Raw genomic sequence first — 16,212 nt, forward strand, 5'->3', positions numbered from 1 at the left:
GATATTACTTGCATAATGCAATTAATAGGGCTCACGTTCGAGCCTTGCCAACTCCCGCGAGACAACCCGATGAACGAGCAAGATACTTCCACCACGCAGCCCATCCGCTTTGTCGGCAAACGCCAGCAGGGCGGCGGCTACGGCAAGCCGCCTGGCCGGTCCGATGACTTCCTGACACAGGTCGAGCCCGGCACGCCCTGCGGCGAGTTCATGCGGCGCTATTGGCATCCCGTGGGCGTTTCGTCCAAGGTCACGACGGACCCCGCGCGGGTGCGCATCCTGGGCGAGAACCTGATCTTGTTCAGGGACGGCCAGGGGAAAGCTGGCCTGCTGCACGAGCACTGCGCTCATCGCGGCACCTCGCTGTACTACGGCAAGGTCGAGAACGAAGGCATCCGCTGCTGCTACCACGGCTGGCTCTTTGCGGTCGACGGCAGTTGCGTGGAGCAGCCCTGCGAGCCCGGCGGGGGGCAGCACCGCGACAAGTGCCGCCAGCCTTGGTATCCGGTGCAGGAACGCTATGGCCTCGTCTTCGCCTATATGGGGCCGCTTGACGCGATGCCCCCCCTGCCGCAGTACGACGTGCTCGAGGACCTGGGGGCGGACGAGGAACTGCAGCAGGAGGACAAGAGCTTCTACATCGGCGGAGGCGTCTCCCAGGACAAGCCTGTGGCCCCGTACAGCTGGCTCCAGAACTTCGAGAATGTGATGGATCCCTTCCACGTGGTCATCCTGCATTCGCGCTTCAGCGGCGTGCAGTTCCGCGAGCAGATGGCGGCCATGCCCGCCGTGGAATGGGAGCAGTGCGACCACGGTGTCATGTACCGGTCAGTGCGCCAGACCAAGGAAGGCACCCTGACGCGGATCACGCAGACACTGCTTCCCAACGTGCGCATCGTCCCGTCCATCGAGCTGGCGCCCGGCCAGGGCCGCGAGGTGGCCTGGCTGGTGCCGGTGGACAGCCATCACCACCGCACCTTCGGTGTGGCGCGGGTGCTCAAGAGCGAAGACCCACTCTATTCACGGCGCTCGCGCATGGCGGTCTTCGAAGGCAAGACCTGGTGGGAGATGACGGAAGACGAGCACAAGCGCTTCCCGGGCGACTACGAGGCGCAATCCACCCAGGGGAGCATCCCCGCACACAGCGACGAGCATCTCGCCACCAGCGACAAGGGCCTGGTGATGCTGCGCCGGATGCTGGCCCGCCAGATCCGCGTGGTCCAGGAGGGTGGCACCCCCGAGGGCGCGGGCCAGGACGGCGCAATGGTCTCGGTCAAGGCGGGAAACTTCTTCGAATGAGCGGCGAGCGCTTGTTCGACGTAAGGGTCGTGGCGCTGCGCGAGGAGGCGCCTGGCGTGGTTTCCTGCGAGCTGCAATCGACTTCGGGCGAACTGCCCTCTTGCCCGCCCGGCGCGCATGTGGACGTGCATCTTCCCAACGGGCTCGTGCGCCAGTATTCGGTCGCGTCAGCCACGGCAGACAGCTATCAGGTCGCCGTCAAGCGCAAGCCGGCCAGCCGAGGCGGGTCCGCGTTCATGACCGACTCGTTGCGCATCGGCAGCCTGCTGCGCATCGGCGCTCCGCGGGACAACTTTCCGCTCGTCGCGGCCAACGGCCGTACTGTGCTGATCGCGGGCGGTATCGGCATCACAGCGCTGCTTCCCATGGCGCGCCTCCTGGCGGCCCGCGGACTCGACTGGACGCTGCACTATGCGGTGCGGGCCCCCGAGGATGCCGCCTTCAAGCGCGCACTGCAGGACCTGGGCGACCGGATCCGCCTCCACGCCTCCTCGACGGCGGGATGCCGGCTTTCCATCGAGGACATCGTCATGCAGCAACCGGCCGGCACCCACTTCTACTGCTGCGGGCCGGCGTCGATGCTCGATGCCTTCCTGGCGGCCACCACATCGCTGCCGCCCGAGCAGGTGCACTTCGAGAGGTTCGGGGCCGAACCCACCGCCGGAGGGCAGGAGTTCGTCGTTCGACTGGCGCGCAGCGGCCAGGTGCTGCCGGTGGCCGCAGACCAGACGATCGTCGACGCGCTGCTGGCCGCCGGAGTCGATGCGCCCTACTCCTGCCAACAGGGCATCTGCGGCTCGTGCGAAGTCAAGGTCCTGCAGGGCAGCCCCGACCACCGGGACGACGTACTGACGGAGGCGGAGAAAGCCTCCAACAAGACCATGATGATCTGCTGCTCGCGCGCCTGCTCCCCCGAGCTGGTGCTCGACCTGTAGCAAAGCAGCCGGCCGTTGCGGGCTTGAAGGGCGCCGTGCTCCTTCGGCATCGTGCGGCGCCTTGCGTCAACCACCGGAGACATCCCATGCTTCAACCCACCATCGGCCTGATCGGACTTGGCGCCATGGGCGCCGGTATCGCCACCACATTGCGCAGGCAGGGCCACGAATTGCGCGTGTGCGACGCGCAGCCGGGGCGCGCGCAGGACTTCGCCGCCGAAGGCGGCCTCGCCTGCGCCACACCGGCCGAAACGGCGGCCGGCTGCGACGTGCTGGTCTCGGTGGTGGTCAATGCCGAGCAGACGGAAGCCGTGTTGTTCGGCAAGCACGGCGCTGCCGCAGCGATGTCGCCCGGCAGCGTGTTCGTGATGTGCTCAACGGTCGATCCTTCCTGGTCGACGGCTCTGGAAGCGAGGCTGGCCGAGCACGGCATCCTCTACCTCGACGCACCCATCTCGGGCGGTGCGGCCAGGGCGGCCAGTGGTCAGATGACGATGATGACGGCCGGCGCGCCGGCCGCTTACGAGAAAGCCGGCGGTGTGCTCGACGCCATGGCCGCCAAGGTGTACCGTCTGGGCGACCGGGCCGGCGCCGGCAGCAAGGTCAAGATCATCAATCAGCTCCTGGCCGGCGTGCACATCGCCGCGGCGGCCGAGGCCATGGCACTGGGCTTGCGCGAGGGCGTCGATGCGGCCGCGCTGTACGAGGTCATCACCCACAGCGCCGGCAACAGCTGGATGTTCGAGAACCGCATGGCCCACGTGCTCGCCGGCGACTACACGCCGCTGTCGGCGGTGGACATCTTCGTCAAGGACCTGGGGCTGGTGCTCGACATGGCGCGGGCCAGCAAGTTCCCGCTGCCCCTGTCGTCGACGGCGCACCAGATGTTCATGCAGGCCTCCAGCGCCGGCTTCGCCCGCGAGGACGACAGCGCCGTGATCAAGATCTTCCCCGGCATCGACCTGCCGGCTGCCCGCCCTACCCTCACCGACGCCTCGTCATGAACGTCCTCATCACCGGCGGCTGCGGCTTCCTGGGCGCCCGCCTCGCACGGACCCTCCTGCAACAGGCCAGCCTGCCGCTGGCCGGCGCACCTGCACAGCCCGTCGAACACATCCTGCTGGCCGACCGCGCGCCACCGCCGGCCGACCTGCAGGCCGACGCGCGCATCCGCGTCCTCCAGGGCGATCTGCTCGACCAGGCCGCGTCCGGCGCGCTGCCGCTGGCCGAGGTCCAGCTCGTGTTCCACCTCGCGGCCGCCGTCAGCGGCGAATGCGAGGCCGACTTCGATCTCGGCATGCGCAGCAACCTCGACACCACGCGCGCCCTGCTCGAAGGCTGCCGCCGCGCCGGCCATGCACCCGTGTTCGTCTTCTCCAGTTCGGTGGCCGTGTTCGGCGATTCGCCGGAACAGCCACTGCCCGCAGTGGTGGACGACCGCACGCTACCGACGCCGCAGAACAGCTACGGCATCCAGAAGTTCGTCGGCGAGCAGCTGGTGGCCGACTACACGCGCAAGGGCTTCGTGCAGGGCCGCAGCGTGCGGCTGATGACGGTGAGCGTACGGCCCGGCCGGCCCAACGGGGCGGCTTCCAGCTTCCTGTCCGGCATGCTGCGCGAGCCGCTGGCCGGTGAGCGGGCGCGCTGCCCGGTGCCTCCCGACACGGCCGTCGCGCTGGCATCGCCCGGCAACACGGTGGCAGGCATCCTGCGCGCGGCCACTGCCGGCGCGGCCGAGTGGGGCGCGCGCACGGCGGTCAACCTGCCGGCGTTGACCACCACGGTGCGGGAGATGGCCCAGGCGCTGGAGCGCATCGCCGGAGCGCAGGCGACCGCGTTGATCGACTGGTCGCCCGACCCCGGCGTGGCAAGGATCGTCACGGGCTGGCCCAGCCGCATCCACGCCCGGCGTGCCGCGAGCCTGGGACTGGCCGCCGACCCGGACTTCGACACCGTCCTGCGCCAGTACGTGCAGGAGAATCCGCAAGCGGTGAAGCTGCCGCTGAAAGGCTGACGACAAGACCATGGCCAACCTGCTTCTCGGCTGCATTGCCGACGATTTCACCGGGGCGACCGACCTGGCCAACAATCTGGTGCGCGCCGGCATGCGCGTGGTGCAGACGATCGGCGTGCCGGAAGCCCCGCTGGACGCCGAGGTGGATGCCGTCGTGGTGGCACTCAAGTCGCGCACCATCCCGGCACCCGAGGCCGTCGCGCAGTCGCTCGCTGCGCTGCGCTGGCTGCAGGGCCAGGGTCGCGGCGGGGTCGCGCCGCGGATCTACTTCAAGTACTGCTCCACCTTCGACAGCACGCCGCACGGCAACATCGGCCCCGTCGCCGAGGCGCTGATGGATGCGCTGGACTGTGGCTTCACGGTCGCCACGCCGGCCTTCCCGGACAACGGGCGCACGATTTTCAAGGGCTACCTGTTCGTCGGGGACGTGCTGCTCAACGAGAGCGGAATGCAGAACCATCCGCTCACGCCGATGACCGATTCCAGCCTGGTGCGCGTGCTGCAGGCCCAATGCACACGCAAGGTCGGTCTGATCGACCACGCGGTGGTGGCGCGCGGCGCCGATGCGGTCGCGGCGCGCATCGCGCAGCTGCAGTCGGAGGGCGTGGGCATCGCCATCGTCGACGCGCTGTCGAATGATGATCTGCTGCGCACCGGCCCCGCGCTGGCTGCGCTGCCGCTGGTGACGGCGGGCTCGGGGCTGGCCATCGCCCTGCCGGCCAACTTCGGTCTTGCGCCTTCGGCCCGCGCCAGTGCGCTGCCACCGGCCGGCGGACTGCGCGCGGTGGTCTCGGGCAGCTGCTCGCTGGCCACCAACCGGCAGGTGGCGGACTTCGTGCGCCGCGGCGGCGCGGCGCTGCCGATCGACCCGCTTCGCATCGCCGCCGGCGTGGACGTGGCGGCCGAGGCGCTCGCATGGGCCGCGTCGCGCATGGCACAAGGGCCCGTGCTGGTCTATTCCACGGCCGAAGCGAACGTCACGAAGGCGGTGCAGGAACGGCTCGGCGTGGAAGAGGCCGGCGCCATGGTGGAGCGCACGATCGCGGCGGTCGCACGCGGCCTGGTCGAGCGCGGCGTGCGCCAACTGGTGGTGGCCGGCGGCGAAACGGCGGGCGCCTGCGTGCAGGCGCTGGGCATCGCCCAGCTGCAGATCGGTCCGCAGATCGATCCCGGCGTGCCCTGGTGCCATGCCCGCAGCGGGGCCGCCGCGGACGGCGGCCTGCATGTCGCCCTGAAGTCCGGCAACTTCGGCGGCGATGACTTCTTCACCCGCGCCTTCGAGGCACTGCCATGAACGAGGCACACGCGCGCGAGGAGATCTGCCGCATCGGCGCGAGCCTGTTCCAGCGCGGCTACGCGCATGCCAGCGCGGGCAACATCAGCGTGCGCCTGCCCGGCGACGCCGGCTTCCTCATCACCCCCACCGATGCCTGCCTGGGCTTCCTGGACCCGGCGCGCCTGGCGCGACTGGACGCACAGGGCCGGCAACTCGACGGCGACCGCGCGAGCAAGACCATCGCGCTGCACACGCGCATCTATGCCGCCGCGCGCGCCTACGAAGCCAACATCGCCTGCGTCATCCATACTCACAGCACACACTGCGTGGCGTTGAGCCTGCAGCCCGAAGGCAACGAGCTGCTGCCGCCAATCACGCCCTACTTCGTGATGAAGGTCGGGCACGTACCGCTAATTCCCTATCGTCGCCCCGGCGCACCCGATGCGGCCGAGGCGGTGGCACAAGCCATCGAGCGCTACGGCGCGGCAGGTGCGCCGCTGAGGGCGGTGATGCTGGAGCGCCTGGGCCCCAACGTGTGGCATGACACGCCTGCCGCGGCCATGACCGTACTGGAGGAGCTGGAAGAGACCGCCAAGCTGTGGCTGCTCTCCGGCCGCCGCTGCGCGGTGCTCGACGAAGCCAGGATCGCCGAGCTGCGCACGGTCTTCGGGGCGCGCTGGTAGCGCCCTTTGCTCTTTTCTTCCCGCGACACGCCGCCATGCCCCGCTTCGCCGCCAACCTCTCGATGCTCTACACCGAGCTGCCCTTCCTCGACCGCTTCGCCGCCGCCGCGGCCGACGGCTTCGAGGCGGTGGAGTACCTCTTCCCCTACGAGCATGCGCCCGCCGACCTCGCCGCGCGGCTGCGCGACCACGGCCTCGAGCAGGTGCTCTTCAACACCCCGCCCGGCGACTGGGCCGCCGGCGAGCGCGGCCTGGCCTGCCTGCCGGGCCGCGAAACCGATTTCCGCGACGCGGTGGCCAAGGCGCTGGACTATGCCCAGGCGCTCGATTGCCCGCGCATCCACCTGATGGCCGGCCTGGTGCCCGAGGGCCGCACGCGCGACGAACTGCGCCCGCTGTACATCGACAACCTACGCCGCGCCGCCGAGATGGCCGCGCAGGCCGGCCGCGAGGTGCTGATCGAGCCGATCAACACGCGCGACATCCCCGGCTTCTTCCTCAACCGCCAGGACGAGGCGCACGCCATCGTGCAGGCCGTCGGCGCGCCCAACCTGAAGGTCCAGATGGACCTGTACCACTGCCAGATCGTCGAGGGCGACGTGGCGACCAAGATCCGGCAGTACCTGACGACGGGTCGCGTCGGCCACTTCCAGATCGCCGGCGTGCCGGGGCGGCACGAGCCCGACGTGGGCGAGCTGCACTACCCCTATCTGTTCGACGTGATCGACGAGGTGGCCGCGCAGTGCGGCTGGCAGGGCTGGGTCGGCTGCGAGTACCGGCCGGCGCGCGGCGCGGTGCCCGGCGGCACCAGCGACGGGCTGGGCTGGATGCGGCGCTGATCCTGGGGATCGCGCCGCCTGAGCATCCCGAGTGACCGGCACAGCTCAGGAAGAGTGGCTGGCGCCTTCGTCAGGCCGCAGCGCGGGCCTCACCCCGGCGTAGCGCATGAGTAGCTTTGTGCGTCATCGACATTCCCCTGCCCGTCGTAGGCGGCCTCCTGCGGATAGGGACAATGCGGCCGCGTGCTTTGCGTGCCCGGCTTGGAACCGACGATGGCCTGCGGCTCCTTGCCATGCTCCACCCAATCCTTGAGCGGCGCCACCCAGTCGACGCTGCCATGGCCCGGTCCGCCGCTGCAGTGGCCCATGCCGGGAACCATGTACAGCTTCATGAACCGCTCTACCGCGGCGGGGCTGCCGAACACCGACTCGACGTTCGCCCTGTATTCCAGCGTGCCCATGGGATTGACGCCTGGATCGGTCCATCCGTGATACATGATGATCTTCTTGCCCGCTTCCGCAAACCTGCGCAAGTCCGGATTGGTGGCGTTGTACGTCTGCTTGGCCGTTTCCATCCGATGGGGATCCGCGCTCCAGTCGAACTGCGTCAGGTAGTCGAAGTCCGGCCGATCCGGTTCAAACAGGAGGTATTGGAAGGCATCCGCCATGACCGTGTGCAGTTGCGGGGTTCTTGTGCCGTTGGTGATGAGCCAGTCGGGCCACCCCCCTTGCGTGTTCTCGGAACCCACCGGCAGCGCCAGCACGCTCACGTCCGGCCGCCCCTTGTACACCCCGACCAGCGCCGCCTGCTCTTCCGCGGTGAGGCAGTCCGCCCCGCCCGAGGGACCGCACATCGGTACGTGCACGAGTGGGTCGAAGTTGCAACGCAGAGGATTTCTGATCTGGCCATCCTTCACGCCGTCCAGCGCGTCGCACCCTGGGTAGTTCCCTCCGTTGCCGTTGTAGACGATGTTCCCGATCAGGTCCCGTTTGGCCGGCGAGATGACGGAGCCGCCCGCAATCCCGCTCTTGTACAGGTGCTGCAGCAGCGCCGGCGCCGACATCTGTTGGCGCGTGTAGTTGTAGACCGGCGCGCCCACGGCATAGCCGTCGAAGTCCTCCGGGAATCGCTGCGCCTCCATGAGCCCTTGGCGCCCGCCGGTCGAACACCCGTTCCAGTACGAATACTGGATCTTCTCGGGATAGTGGGCGTTGACGATCTCCTTCGAGACAAGCGCCGTGAGGTGCACGGCCCGGTAGCCAAAGTCGATCTCCATGTCTCGGCCGAACTCCGCGTCGTAGCCAAACCGTGCGCCGGATTGCGAGCGGATGGATGCATCGTGTCCGGTATCGGTCGACGAGGTGGCGTATCCCTGGCGCAATGCCGATTCCATCGCGCTGAACGAGATCGAGCCCGCCTTGCCACCGTTGCCGACCATCTGGAATCGTCCATTCCATTCTTTTGGCATGAACACGGCAAACTTGATATTGCCCCGGATGGTTCCCCGAACGTCGCAGTGCGCCGGCAAGTCCTGCGCCTGCGCAACGTCGGTGGCCGAGACGATGACCACGGCGTCCTGTTCCGATTCGAACCGAGACGCGAGGTCGGCGCAGGCCAGCGGCTCGGGAGGAGGCGTGTTGCCGCCCGTGGCGCCGTCGCCGCCCTCTCCATTGCCTCCTTCATTGCCACCGCCGGCCACGGGTGGAATCGGGAGCACGCTCGGGCCTCCCCCTCCTCCGCCGCATCCTGCGGCAAGGCCGGCGCCCAGTGCAATGGCGAGCAGTCGCCCTCTCGCTGTAAATCGAACCCTCATGGATGTCTCCTTCATTTGGTCTTCGTCGAAAGTCCACGCGCGCACGCACCCCTGAACCGAACGGGATCGGTCCTCGCTGATTCCCAACGTGCTTGCGCCCAGTCAGCCCTAGTCGGCCGTGATGCCGCCCTTCTTCACCACCTCGGCCCAGCGCGCGGCGTCCTTGGCCACCAGGCGGGCGAAGTCGCCGGGGCTGGAGACGGCGGGCACCATGCCCTGCGTCTCGAAGGCGGCCGCCACGTCCGGCTGGCGCAGGATGCCGGCGATCGCGCCGTTCAGGCGCTCGACGATCGCCGGCGGCGTGCCCTTGGGCGCGAGCACGCCGTACCACATGTCGACGCTGCCGGTGTCGATGCCGGCCTCGGCCAGCGTCGGCACGTCGGGCAGCTGCGGCACGCGCTGGTCGCTGCCCGCGGCCAGCGCCTGCAGCTTGCCCGCCCTGATGTGCGGCAGCGCCACGTGGACGGGCAGGAACATGAAGTCCAGGCGGCCGCCCAGCAGGTCGGTGACGGCGCCGGCCGTGCCCTTGAAGGGCACGTGCAGCATCTCGATGCCGGCCTTCTGCGTCAGCAGCGCCATCGCCAGGTGGTGCGGCGTGCCGACGCCGGGCGTGCCGTAGGTCAGCGCGCCGGGGCGGGCCTTGGCCTCGGCGACCAGCGCCGGGACGGTGGCGGCCTTCTGCGCCGATGGGTTGCGCACCAGCAGCAGCGTGCCCCAGGAGGTCTGCGCCACCGGCGCGAAGTCGTTGACCGGGTCGTAGGGCAGCGACTTGTACAGGCTCTTGTTCATCACCAGCGTGCTGACCTGTACCAGCAGCGTGTAGCCGTCGGGCGCGGCGCGCGCCACGCGCTCGCTGCCGATGTTGCCGCTGGCGCCCGGCACGTTGTCGACGACCACCGGCTGGCCCAGCACCTGCGGCAGGCGCGCCGACAGCTGGCGCGCCACCAGGTCGATGCCCGTGCCCGGCGTGTAGGGCACGACCAGCGTGATCGGCCGGTCCGGCCAGGCCCAGGCGGACGCGGCCATGGCGCAGCCGGCCGCGAAGATGGACATCCAACGAAGCATTCCGAATCTCACCTCTTGTCTCCTTCCGCCGGCCCGTCCGGCTGCAGGTGGTCTGCGCTGTGTCAAGGCATGGCGCCTCGAACGGTGGCATTAGGCCATCGACGCAGGGACAAAGAGAAATTCAGGAGTCACATGAATTCATATGAGTTCCATATGGGATGCGCAGGACGGCGTCAGCGCGACATCCGCGGCAGGTCTTCCGACAGCACCTCGTCGAAGTCCTTCATCGCCTGGGTCTGGGCCGCGCCGCGGCGCGCGATCCGGTAGAAGCCCAGCTTCATCTGCGGGCTGCCCAGCAGGTCGATCTGCACGCTGTGGCGCCGGCAGGCGGCCACGGCGAAGGTCGGCATGACGGCCACGCCGAAGCCCGCCTCCACCATCGAGATCATGGTGGCGATGAAGCTCACCGGCTGGCTGCTTTCCTGCGCCACGCCGAGCTTGTGCAGGTGCAGGTCGACGGCGCGCTGGATCGGGTTGTCCGCGGGCAGCGTGATCAGGCGCGCCGAGCGCAGCGAGGCCCAACTGGCGCGCCCCAGCGCCGTGGGCGGCGCACCGGCGGGCGAGACCCGCATCAGCGGGAACTGCGCGATCTGGCGGCGCACCAGCCCGGCGCTGACCTTGAAGAAGAAGCCCAGGCCGATGTCGGCCGCGCCCGACTCCACCGCCTCCTGCACGCCGCCCAGGTTGTCGTCCAGCAGCTGGATCCGGATGCCGGGATGGTCGTCGCGGAAACGCGCCAGCATGTGCGGCAGCAGATGGGACGACACCAGCGGCGTGGCCGCGATGCGCAGTTGCTGGCGCGTGCGCTTGCCCATGGCGTCCATCTCGGCCGTGGCGTCGTCCAGCTGCGCCAGGACGGACTCGGCGACGACGGCGAAGCGCCGGCCCGCCTCGGTCAGCACCACTGCGCGCGTGGTGCGGTCGAACAGGCGCGCGCCCAGCTGCCGCTCCACCTCGCGCACGAGGATGCTCAGGCCCGCCTGCGTCATGTGCACCCGCTCGGCCGCGCGCGTGAAGCTGCCGGCGCGGGCGACGTGCAGGAAGGCCCGGATCTGGCGCGTCGAGAGATTCATATGGCGCCATTATCAGTTCATGTCATAGCTAAATTTGCCTGATGCATCGGCCTGGTGCCTAATTTCCGGATCCACGGAAAAGAGAGAGCACGCAGCATGTCGAAGCAGGAGATTTCGAGGGACCAGGACTGCCAGGTCGCCATCGTCGGCGGCGGGCCGGTGGGCATGGGGCTGGCCATCGAGCTGGGGCAGCGCGGCATCCGCTGCACGCTGGTCGAGCGGTACCCCCAGCCGCAGCCCATCCCCAAGGGTCAGAACCTGACGCAGCGGACCATGGAGCACTTCCATTTCTGGGGCGCGGAGCAGGCGCTGCGCGCGGCGCGCACCATTCCGCCGGAGTACGGCATCGGCGGCCTGACCGCCTACGGCTCGCTGCTCGGCCCCTACCACTACGACTGGCTGCAGCGCGACCTGGTGCGCCCGTACTACTTCACCGCCAACGAGCGGCTGCCGCAGTACGCCACCGAGGCGGTGCTGCGGGCGCGCGTGGCCGAGCTGCCCTCGGTGCGGGTGCTCTATGGTTGGGAGGCGACGGCGGTGGCGCCCGCGGGCGACCACGTGACGCTGACCGTGGCCGAGCGCGGCGGCGGGGCCGCGCGGACGCTGCGCGCGGACTGGCTGGTGGGCTGCGACGGCAGCCGCTCGCTGGTGCGCACGCAGGCCGGCATCACGCAGACGCTGTCGGACCATGACCGGATGATGGTGCTGCTGGTGTTCCGCTCGCGCGGGCTGCACGAGCTGCTGGCGCGCTACCCCGGCAAGTCCTACTACAACGTGCTGCAGCCGCAACTGGACGGCTACTGGAAGTTCTTCGGGCGCGTGGACCTGGGCAGCACCTGGTTCTTCCATGCGCCCGTCCCGCCGGGCACCACGCGCGACAACTTCGACTTCCGCCGCTACCTGCACGAGGCCGTGGGCGCGGAGTTCGAGGTCGAGTTCGAGCACATCGGCTTCTGGGACCTGCGCTTCGCCGTCGCCGACACCTACCGGGCGGGGCGCGTGTTCGTCGCCGGCGACGCGGCGCACAGCCACCCGCCCTACGGCGGCTATGGCGTCAACACCGGCTTCGAGGACGCGCGCAACCTGGGCTGGAAGCTCGCCGCGGTGCTGCAGGGCTGGGGCGGCGAGGCGCTGCTGGATTCGTACGACAGCGAGCGCAGGCCGGTCTTCGAATCGACCGCGCGCGACTTCATCGCCCGGTCGATCGAGACCGACCGGCAGTTCCTGCATGCGTTCGACCCCGGGCGCGACCGTCCCGCCTTCGAGCAAGCGTGGCGCGTGCGCAGCGAAAGCGCCGTGGGCGAGGTGCATGCCTTCGAGCCGAACTACGAAGGCTCGCCGGTGGTGGCGCCGTGCCCCGACGGCCGAGGGACGGGCGGCAGCGCGGTCGGCTCGCACGCCTTCCAGGCCCGCCCCGGGCATCACCTGGCGCCGGCGAGGCTGTCTTCGGGCGCCAACGTCTACCAGCGGCTCCAGGGTCGCTTCACCCTGCTGGCCTTCGGCGCGGAGCAGGAGAAGGTGGATGCCCTGCGGGAGGCCGCGCGGTCGGCCGGCGTGCCGCTGGATGTGGTCGAGGACACGGCCGAAGACGAGCGGGCACGCTACGACGCCCGCCTGATCCTGGTGCGGCCCGACGAGTTCGTCGCCTGGACCGACGCGGCCGATACCGGGCCGTTCGACGCGGACCAAGTCCTTGCCATGGCAGTTGGCGCCATGCAGAAGATATCCTGATAGTGCACCAGGTCCTTGGCCCCATCAAGAAGTCGAGCGAAACCTGTCCGCGTCAGACCTCGGGATCAACAGTTACCACTCGGGCAAAGTCGCGCCGATTGGCATTGGCGGCAATTGCCAATGGGCCGGAGTCTTTTCGTAACCCACAATGGGGCGAGGATGCCATAGCACGCCAAATGCCGAGGCCGCTTTCTGCATCCACGCGGGGGCGACCTCGGGCAAGACTTTGACGCCGTGCCCTACCCTCGGGCCAATAAGCCTCCTCGAGTCGGCCAAGCTCCTGAGCCCACATGGATGTGCGCGTGAGGTAGTCAGGCCGCGCGCAAGTGCGAAGGTATCTCATCGGTGGAGAAGCGCCGCGGCAAGCGGCGTTCGTCAGTTTGAAAAATAGAAAGGTCGCTGCATGACGTATTTGTAATTTCGGCGTGCGCCTTTTCGCGAGCTGGTCTTCGTAGAGTCTGGACGTGGCATCAGAAACGTTGATGCCATTCGATTCACACTCAACCGAAAGGACCCTTTCATGCGAATTGCCCGCACCCCCTTCGCCCTGATCGCCCTTGCCATGGCTGCCGTTTCTTCCCCCGCTTTGGCCGGCAACTACGCCGAAGGCGATCCCCGACCGGCTGCGACGGCCTCGCAGCTGTCGCGCGCCGATGTGGCTCACGAAACGCGCGACTGGATGGCAACCGCGCCGGCCACCGGCTATCCGGAAGGCGAGGCTCGCGCGACCGTGACGGTGAGCCGGAAGACGCGTGCCCAGGTCCAGGCCGAAGCCGAGGCGTGGGTCGCTTCCGGCATGTCGCAGATGGCCTACGGCGAAGTGCCTTTCGACACCGCCGGGCCAGCCTACCGGCGGGCCCAGCAAGCCTTCAACAGCCTGCGCGCGAACTCCACGGCCGCGGCCAGCGGCCAGTGACGGCTGCCACTCGCGGCGACGGGGCGGCTGCCGTGATGACAGGAATGTAATCAGGGCCCATCGGCGCGCGGGCTACCATTCCTTCCCATGCACCTGCTAGTGGTCGAAGACGAGGAAAAGCTGGGCGACTATTTGCGCAAGGGCTTGGTGGAAAGCGGCTTCAACGTGGACCTGGCCCGCGATGGCAACCAAGGCTTGGCGCTGGCGCAGACCGGCAACTACGATGCCGTCGTCCTGGACATCATGCTGCCGGGATTGGACGGCTTCAAGGTCCTGCAGGAGCTGCGCAAGTCCAGCCCCGTCCCGGTGCTGATGCTCACCGCACGCGATGATGTCGAGGACCGCGTGCGGGGCCTGGAGGGCGGTGCCGACGACTACCTGTCCAAGCCCTTCGCCTTCACGGAACTGTTGGCCCGCGTGCGTGCGCTGCTGCGAAGAAGCCCCATGCAGGACGCCACGCGCTATGCCCTGGCCGATCTACAGCTGGATCTCACCACGCGCCGGGCCACACGCTCTGGCAAGCGCCTGGACCTGACGGCCAAGGAGTTCGCCCTGCTTTCGTTGCTCCTTCGCAGACAGGGCCAGATCCTGTCCCGGGCGGTGCTGGCCGACCAGGTCTGGGGCATGAACTTCGATAGCGAGACGAACGTGGTGGAAGTGGCCGTGCGGCGCCTTCGCAGCAAGATCGACGATCCGTTCGAGGACAAGCTCCTGCACACCGTCCGCGGCATGGGGTACGTCATGGAGCACCGCGGCGCCGCGCGCTGAGCCGGCACATGTCGATCCAGACCTCGCTCTCGCGCTGGTTCGCCATCCAGACGCTGGTGGGACTGAGCCTGGTGTGCGCCGGCGTCTACGCCACCACCCGATGGAGCTTCCAGCTCAAGCAGGAGGAGGAGTTCGCACGACACGCCGACATCGTGCGGCGGGTGGTGACGGAAACCATCCAGCCCCTGAACGCGAACGCCCTGCGCCATAAGCTGGACGACTATTTCCAGTCCCACACCGATGCGGCGGTGTCCCTCTGGGCGGCGGGGCAGCCGCTGTACGAATCCAGCATGCGCCCCGCAGGCGACACCTGGCAGACCCGCAAGCTGACGCTGTGGGACGCACGGATCGACGGCCAACCCGTCGAAGGGCGCATGAGCCTCGACATCGGCAGCGACAAGGTGCTCTTGGAGCGACTCGCCTGGACGCTGGTGGGCGCCGCCGTCCTGGGCACGCTGCTCGTGTCGCTGACCGGCACGCTGCTCGTGCGGCGTGGCCTGAGCCCCTTGAAAAAGCTGGCCGACGAAACCGGCGCCGCAGGCCCTGACCAACCTGGCCATCGCATCGACCCTGCGGGCTACGCGAGCGAGCTGCACCCCTGGATCGCCCAGTTCAACGGATTGCTCGGCCGTGTGGAGGCCGCCTATGCCCAGCTCGAAGCCTTCAACGCCGACGTCGCCCATGAGTTGCGTACGCCCCTGTCGAACCTGATCGCGCAGGCGGAGGTGGAACTGCGCCACGATCGCTCGGAGGCAGAACTCAAGGAGACCTTGGGATCACAACTGGAGGAAGCCCGACGGTTGACCGCCATCGTCACCGACATGCTCTTTCTGTCGAAGGCCGATCGCGGCGCGCAGGCCCGCCGGGGCGCGCCCGAGAGCCTGGCCGAGCAGGTCCGGGCCGTCGCGGAGTTTCAGGAAGCTTCCCTGGAGGATGCGCGCGTGAGCCTGACGGTGCGTGGCGAGGCCGTGCTGCCGATGGACACGGGGCTGCTCAGGCGGGCGATCTCCAACCTGGTGAGCAACGCCAAGCGCTACGCGGCCCCCGGCTCGCAGATCCTGGTGAGCATCGAGCGGCACGAAGGCGAGGTTCGCCTGACCGTGGAGAATCACGGCCCCCCCATCGCCCCCGATGCCCTGCCACGGCTATTCGAGCGGTTCTACCGCGCAGATCCGTCACGCGCCGGCTCGGCGAGCCATCACGGTCTGGGCCTGGCCATCGTGGCGGCGATCGCGCGGATGCACGGCGGCACCACCTTCGCGAGCAGCAAGGACGGCATCACGCGGGTCGGCCTGAGCTTGCGCGAGGCCCATTCCCCCGCGAGGCCGATGGCCTCGACATCTCCCCCTCCAGCCGGGACCATGAGCGCGCCGGAGAACGCGCCCCAGGCGCGCGGTCGATCGCCCGCTCGGATTATTTGACGGCCGACGTGGACGGGGCCGGGCGCTGCACGGGCCACGGTGCGCCGCGGCTGACGCTGTTCCAGGCGGGATGCTTCATGGCGGCGTCGAGGTCCGCGTTGACCTGTTCGCGGGTCAGCCCGGCCCCAGTCTTGGTGACCGGCCAGGGCGCTCCACGGCTGATGGCTGTCTGCCACGCGGGGTGCTGCATGGCGCTGGCCAGTTCGGCGTTGACCTGCTCGCGCGACTTCACGCTGACATGGTCGGGAAAGAAGACGGCGCCCGCTTCGCTGGTGTCGGGATGGAAGGCGCCGGCGGCCTTGGCGGCAGGCGCCAGGAACATCAGAGCCGCTCCCGCGGCTGCGACGAAGGAACGATGGGCAGGCATGTGCATGGAAGGTCTCCTAAAGACAGTGGCAGTGGCACCGGTCACCCCGACCAGGATGTGCAACTGACTCT

The 16,212-nt window shown here is 68.9% G+C and carries 15 protein-coding genes; 11 read left to right on the top strand and 4 right to left on the bottom strand.

The features are described from left to right. Nucleotides 1-69 precede the first annotated feature (69 nt). The 7 genes from KBC94_RS15105 (at nt 70) to otnI (ending at nt 7,046) form a co-directional block, all read left to right on the top strand. Nucleotides 70-1,299 carry an aromatic ring-hydroxylating dioxygenase subunit alpha gene (locus tag KBC94_RS15105; RefSeq protein ID WP_294371579.1) on the top strand — a complete coding sequence of 410 codons (1,230 nt, stop codon included), beginning with the start codon at nt 70-72 and terminating at the stop codon, nt 1,297-1,299. Beyond that, a complete protein-coding gene (locus KBC94_RS15110; RefSeq protein ID WP_294371582.1) occupies nt 1,296-2,234 on the top strand; it encodes a PDR/VanB family oxidoreductase in 939 nt (312 codons plus the stop codon). The genes KBC94_RS15105 and KBC94_RS15110 overlap by 4 nt, the downstream gene beginning before the upstream one ends. An 86-nt stretch (nt 2,235-2,320) precedes the next feature. Beyond that, nucleotides 2,321-3,238 carry an L-threonate dehydrogenase gene (gene ltnD, locus KBC94_RS15115; protein WP_294371585.1) on the top strand — a complete coding sequence of 306 codons (918 nt, stop codon included), beginning with the start codon at nt 2,321-2,323 and terminating at the stop codon, nt 3,236-3,238. After that, nucleotides 3,235-4,248: a D-erythronate dehydrogenase gene (denD, locus tag KBC94_RS15120; RefSeq protein WP_294371588.1), complete on the top strand. Its 1,014-nt coding sequence runs from the start codon at nt 3,235-3,237 to the stop codon at nt 4,246-4,248. Before ltnD ends, denD begins: the two co-directional genes overlap by 4 nt. Nucleotides 4,249-4,258: 10 nt before the next feature. Then, nucleotides 4,259-5,542, top strand: a complete 1,284-nt coding sequence (otnK, locus tag KBC94_RS15125; RefSeq protein ID WP_294371590.1) for a 3-oxo-tetronate kinase — start codon at nt 4,259-4,261, stop codon at nt 5,540-5,542. After that, nucleotides 5,539-6,207, top strand: a complete 669-nt coding sequence (locus tag KBC94_RS15130) for an aldolase (protein WP_294371592.1) — start codon at nt 5,539-5,541, stop codon at nt 6,205-6,207. Before otnK ends, KBC94_RS15130 begins: the two co-directional genes overlap by 4 nt. A 35-nt stretch (nt 6,208-6,242) precedes the next feature. Continuing rightward, nucleotides 6,243-7,046 carry a 2-oxo-tetronate isomerase gene (otnI, locus tag KBC94_RS15135; RefSeq protein WP_294371594.1) on the top strand — a complete coding sequence of 268 codons (804 nt, stop codon included), beginning with the start codon at nt 6,243-6,245 and terminating at the stop codon, nt 7,044-7,046. Nucleotides 7,047-7,135: 89 nt separating this feature from the next. On the opposite strand, the gene KBC94_RS15140 is transcribed toward otnI, so the two are convergent. From KBC94_RS15140 to KBC94_RS15150, 3 genes are all read right to left on the bottom strand, one after another. Next, nucleotides 7,136-8,800 (bottom strand): tannase/feruloyl esterase family alpha/beta hydrolase, encoded by a 1,665-nt coding sequence (locus KBC94_RS15140; RefSeq protein ID WP_294371596.1) that lies wholly within the window; start codon nt 8,798-8,800, stop codon nt 7,136-7,138. Between the two features lie 108 nt (nt 8,801-8,908). Further along, entirely contained in the window at nt 8,909-9,853 is a 945-nt protein-coding gene (locus tag KBC94_RS15145) for a tripartite tricarboxylate transporter substrate binding protein (RefSeq protein ID WP_294371598.1), read from the bottom strand. 185 nt (nt 9,854-10,038) lie between these two features. Then, nucleotides 10,039-10,938 carry a LysR family transcriptional regulator gene (locus KBC94_RS15150; RefSeq protein WP_294371601.1) on the bottom strand — a complete coding sequence of 300 codons (900 nt, stop codon included), beginning with the start codon at nt 10,936-10,938 and terminating at the stop codon, nt 10,039-10,041. A gap of 96 nt (nt 10,939-11,034) precedes the next feature. Between KBC94_RS15150 and KBC94_RS15155 the strand changes: the two genes are divergently transcribed. The 4 genes from KBC94_RS15155 to KBC94_RS15170 all read left to right on the top strand — a co-directional run bounded on the left by KBC94_RS15155 (nt 11,035) and on the right by KBC94_RS15170 (nt 15,774). Continuing rightward, entirely contained in the window at nt 11,035-12,669 is a 1,635-nt protein-coding gene (locus KBC94_RS15155; RefSeq protein ID WP_294371604.1) for an FAD-dependent monooxygenase, read from the top strand. 520 nt (nt 12,670-13,189) lie between these two features. Continuing rightward, a complete protein-coding gene (locus KBC94_RS15160) occupies nt 13,190-13,585 on the top strand; it encodes a hypothetical protein (RefSeq protein WP_294371607.1) in 396 nt (131 codons plus the stop codon). An 87-nt stretch (nt 13,586-13,672) separates the two neighbouring features. Then, on the top strand, nt 13,673-14,353 hold the full coding sequence (locus KBC94_RS15165; protein ID WP_294371609.1) for a heavy metal response regulator transcription factor: 681 nt from the start codon (nt 13,673-13,675) through the stop codon (nt 14,351-14,353). Between the two features lie 8 nt (nt 14,354-14,361). Next, nucleotides 14,362-15,774 carry a heavy metal sensor histidine kinase gene (locus tag KBC94_RS15170; protein WP_294371612.1) on the top strand — a complete coding sequence of 471 codons (1,413 nt, stop codon included), beginning with the start codon at nt 14,362-14,364 and terminating at the stop codon, nt 15,772-15,774. Here KBC94_RS15170 and KBC94_RS15175 read toward each other — a convergent pair. Beyond that, on the bottom strand, nt 15,767-16,147 hold the full coding sequence (locus tag KBC94_RS15175; RefSeq protein ID WP_294371613.1) for a DUF4148 domain-containing protein: 381 nt from the start codon (nt 16,145-16,147) through the stop codon (nt 15,767-15,769). The genes KBC94_RS15170 and KBC94_RS15175 overlap by 8 nt on opposite strands. Between the last annotated feature and the right edge of the window lie 65 nt (nt 16,148-16,212).

It is taken from the genome of Pseudacidovorax sp., from assembly GCF_017991995.1.
In the GTDB taxonomy this organism is placed as follows: domain Bacteria; phylum Pseudomonadota; class Gammaproteobacteria; order Burkholderiales; family Burkholderiaceae_C; genus Xenophilus.

Coding starts and splice junctions, on each gene's coding strand:
- ltnD (WP_294371585.1), top strand. CDS start 2,321: ATGCTTCAACCCACCATCGGCCTGATCGGACTTGGCGCCATGGGCGCC.
- KBC94_RS15110 (WP_294371582.1), top strand. CDS start 1,296: ATGAGCGGCGAGCGCTTGTTCGACGTAAGGGTCGTGGCGCTGCGCGAG.
- KBC94_RS15160 (WP_294371607.1), top strand. CDS start 13,190: ATGCGAATTGCCCGCACCCCCTTCGCCCTGATCGCCCTTGCCATGGCT.
- otnK (WP_294371590.1), top strand. CDS start 4,259: ATGGCCAACCTGCTTCTCGGCTGCATTGCCGACGATTTCACCGGGGCG.
- denD (WP_294371588.1), top strand. CDS start 3,235: ATGAACGTCCTCATCACCGGCGGCTGCGGCTTCCTGGGCGCCCGCCTC.
- KBC94_RS15150 (WP_294371601.1), bottom strand. CDS start 10,938: ATGAATCTCTCGACGCGCCAGATCCGGGCCTTCCTGCACGTCGCCCGC.
- KBC94_RS15155 (WP_294371604.1), top strand. CDS start 11,035: ATGTCGAAGCAGGAGATTTCGAGGGACCAGGACTGCCAGGTCGCCATC.
- KBC94_RS15105 (WP_294371579.1), top strand. CDS start 70: ATGAACGAGCAAGATACTTCCACCACGCAGCCCATCCGCTTTGTCGGC.
- KBC94_RS15140 (WP_294371596.1), bottom strand. CDS start 8,800: ATGAGGGTTCGATTTACAGCGAGAGGGCGACTGCTCGCCATTGCACTG.
- KBC94_RS15145 (WP_294371598.1), bottom strand. CDS start 9,853: ATGTCCATCTTCGCGGCCGGCTGCGCCATGGCCGCGTCCGCCTGGGCC.
- KBC94_RS15165 (WP_294371609.1), top strand. CDS start 13,673: ATGCACCTGCTAGTGGTCGAAGACGAGGAAAAGCTGGGCGACTATTTG.
- KBC94_RS15175 (WP_294371613.1), bottom strand. CDS start 16,147: ATGCACATGCCTGCCCATCGTTCCTTCGTCGCAGCCGCGGGAGCGGCT.
- otnI (WP_294371594.1), top strand. CDS start 6,243: ATGCCCCGCTTCGCCGCCAACCTCTCGATGCTCTACACCGAGCTGCCC.
- KBC94_RS15170 (WP_294371612.1), top strand. CDS start 14,362: ATGTCGATCCAGACCTCGCTCTCGCGCTGGTTCGCCATCCAGACGCTG.
- KBC94_RS15130 (WP_294371592.1), top strand. CDS start 5,539: ATGAACGAGGCACACGCGCGCGAGGAGATCTGCCGCATCGGCGCGAGC.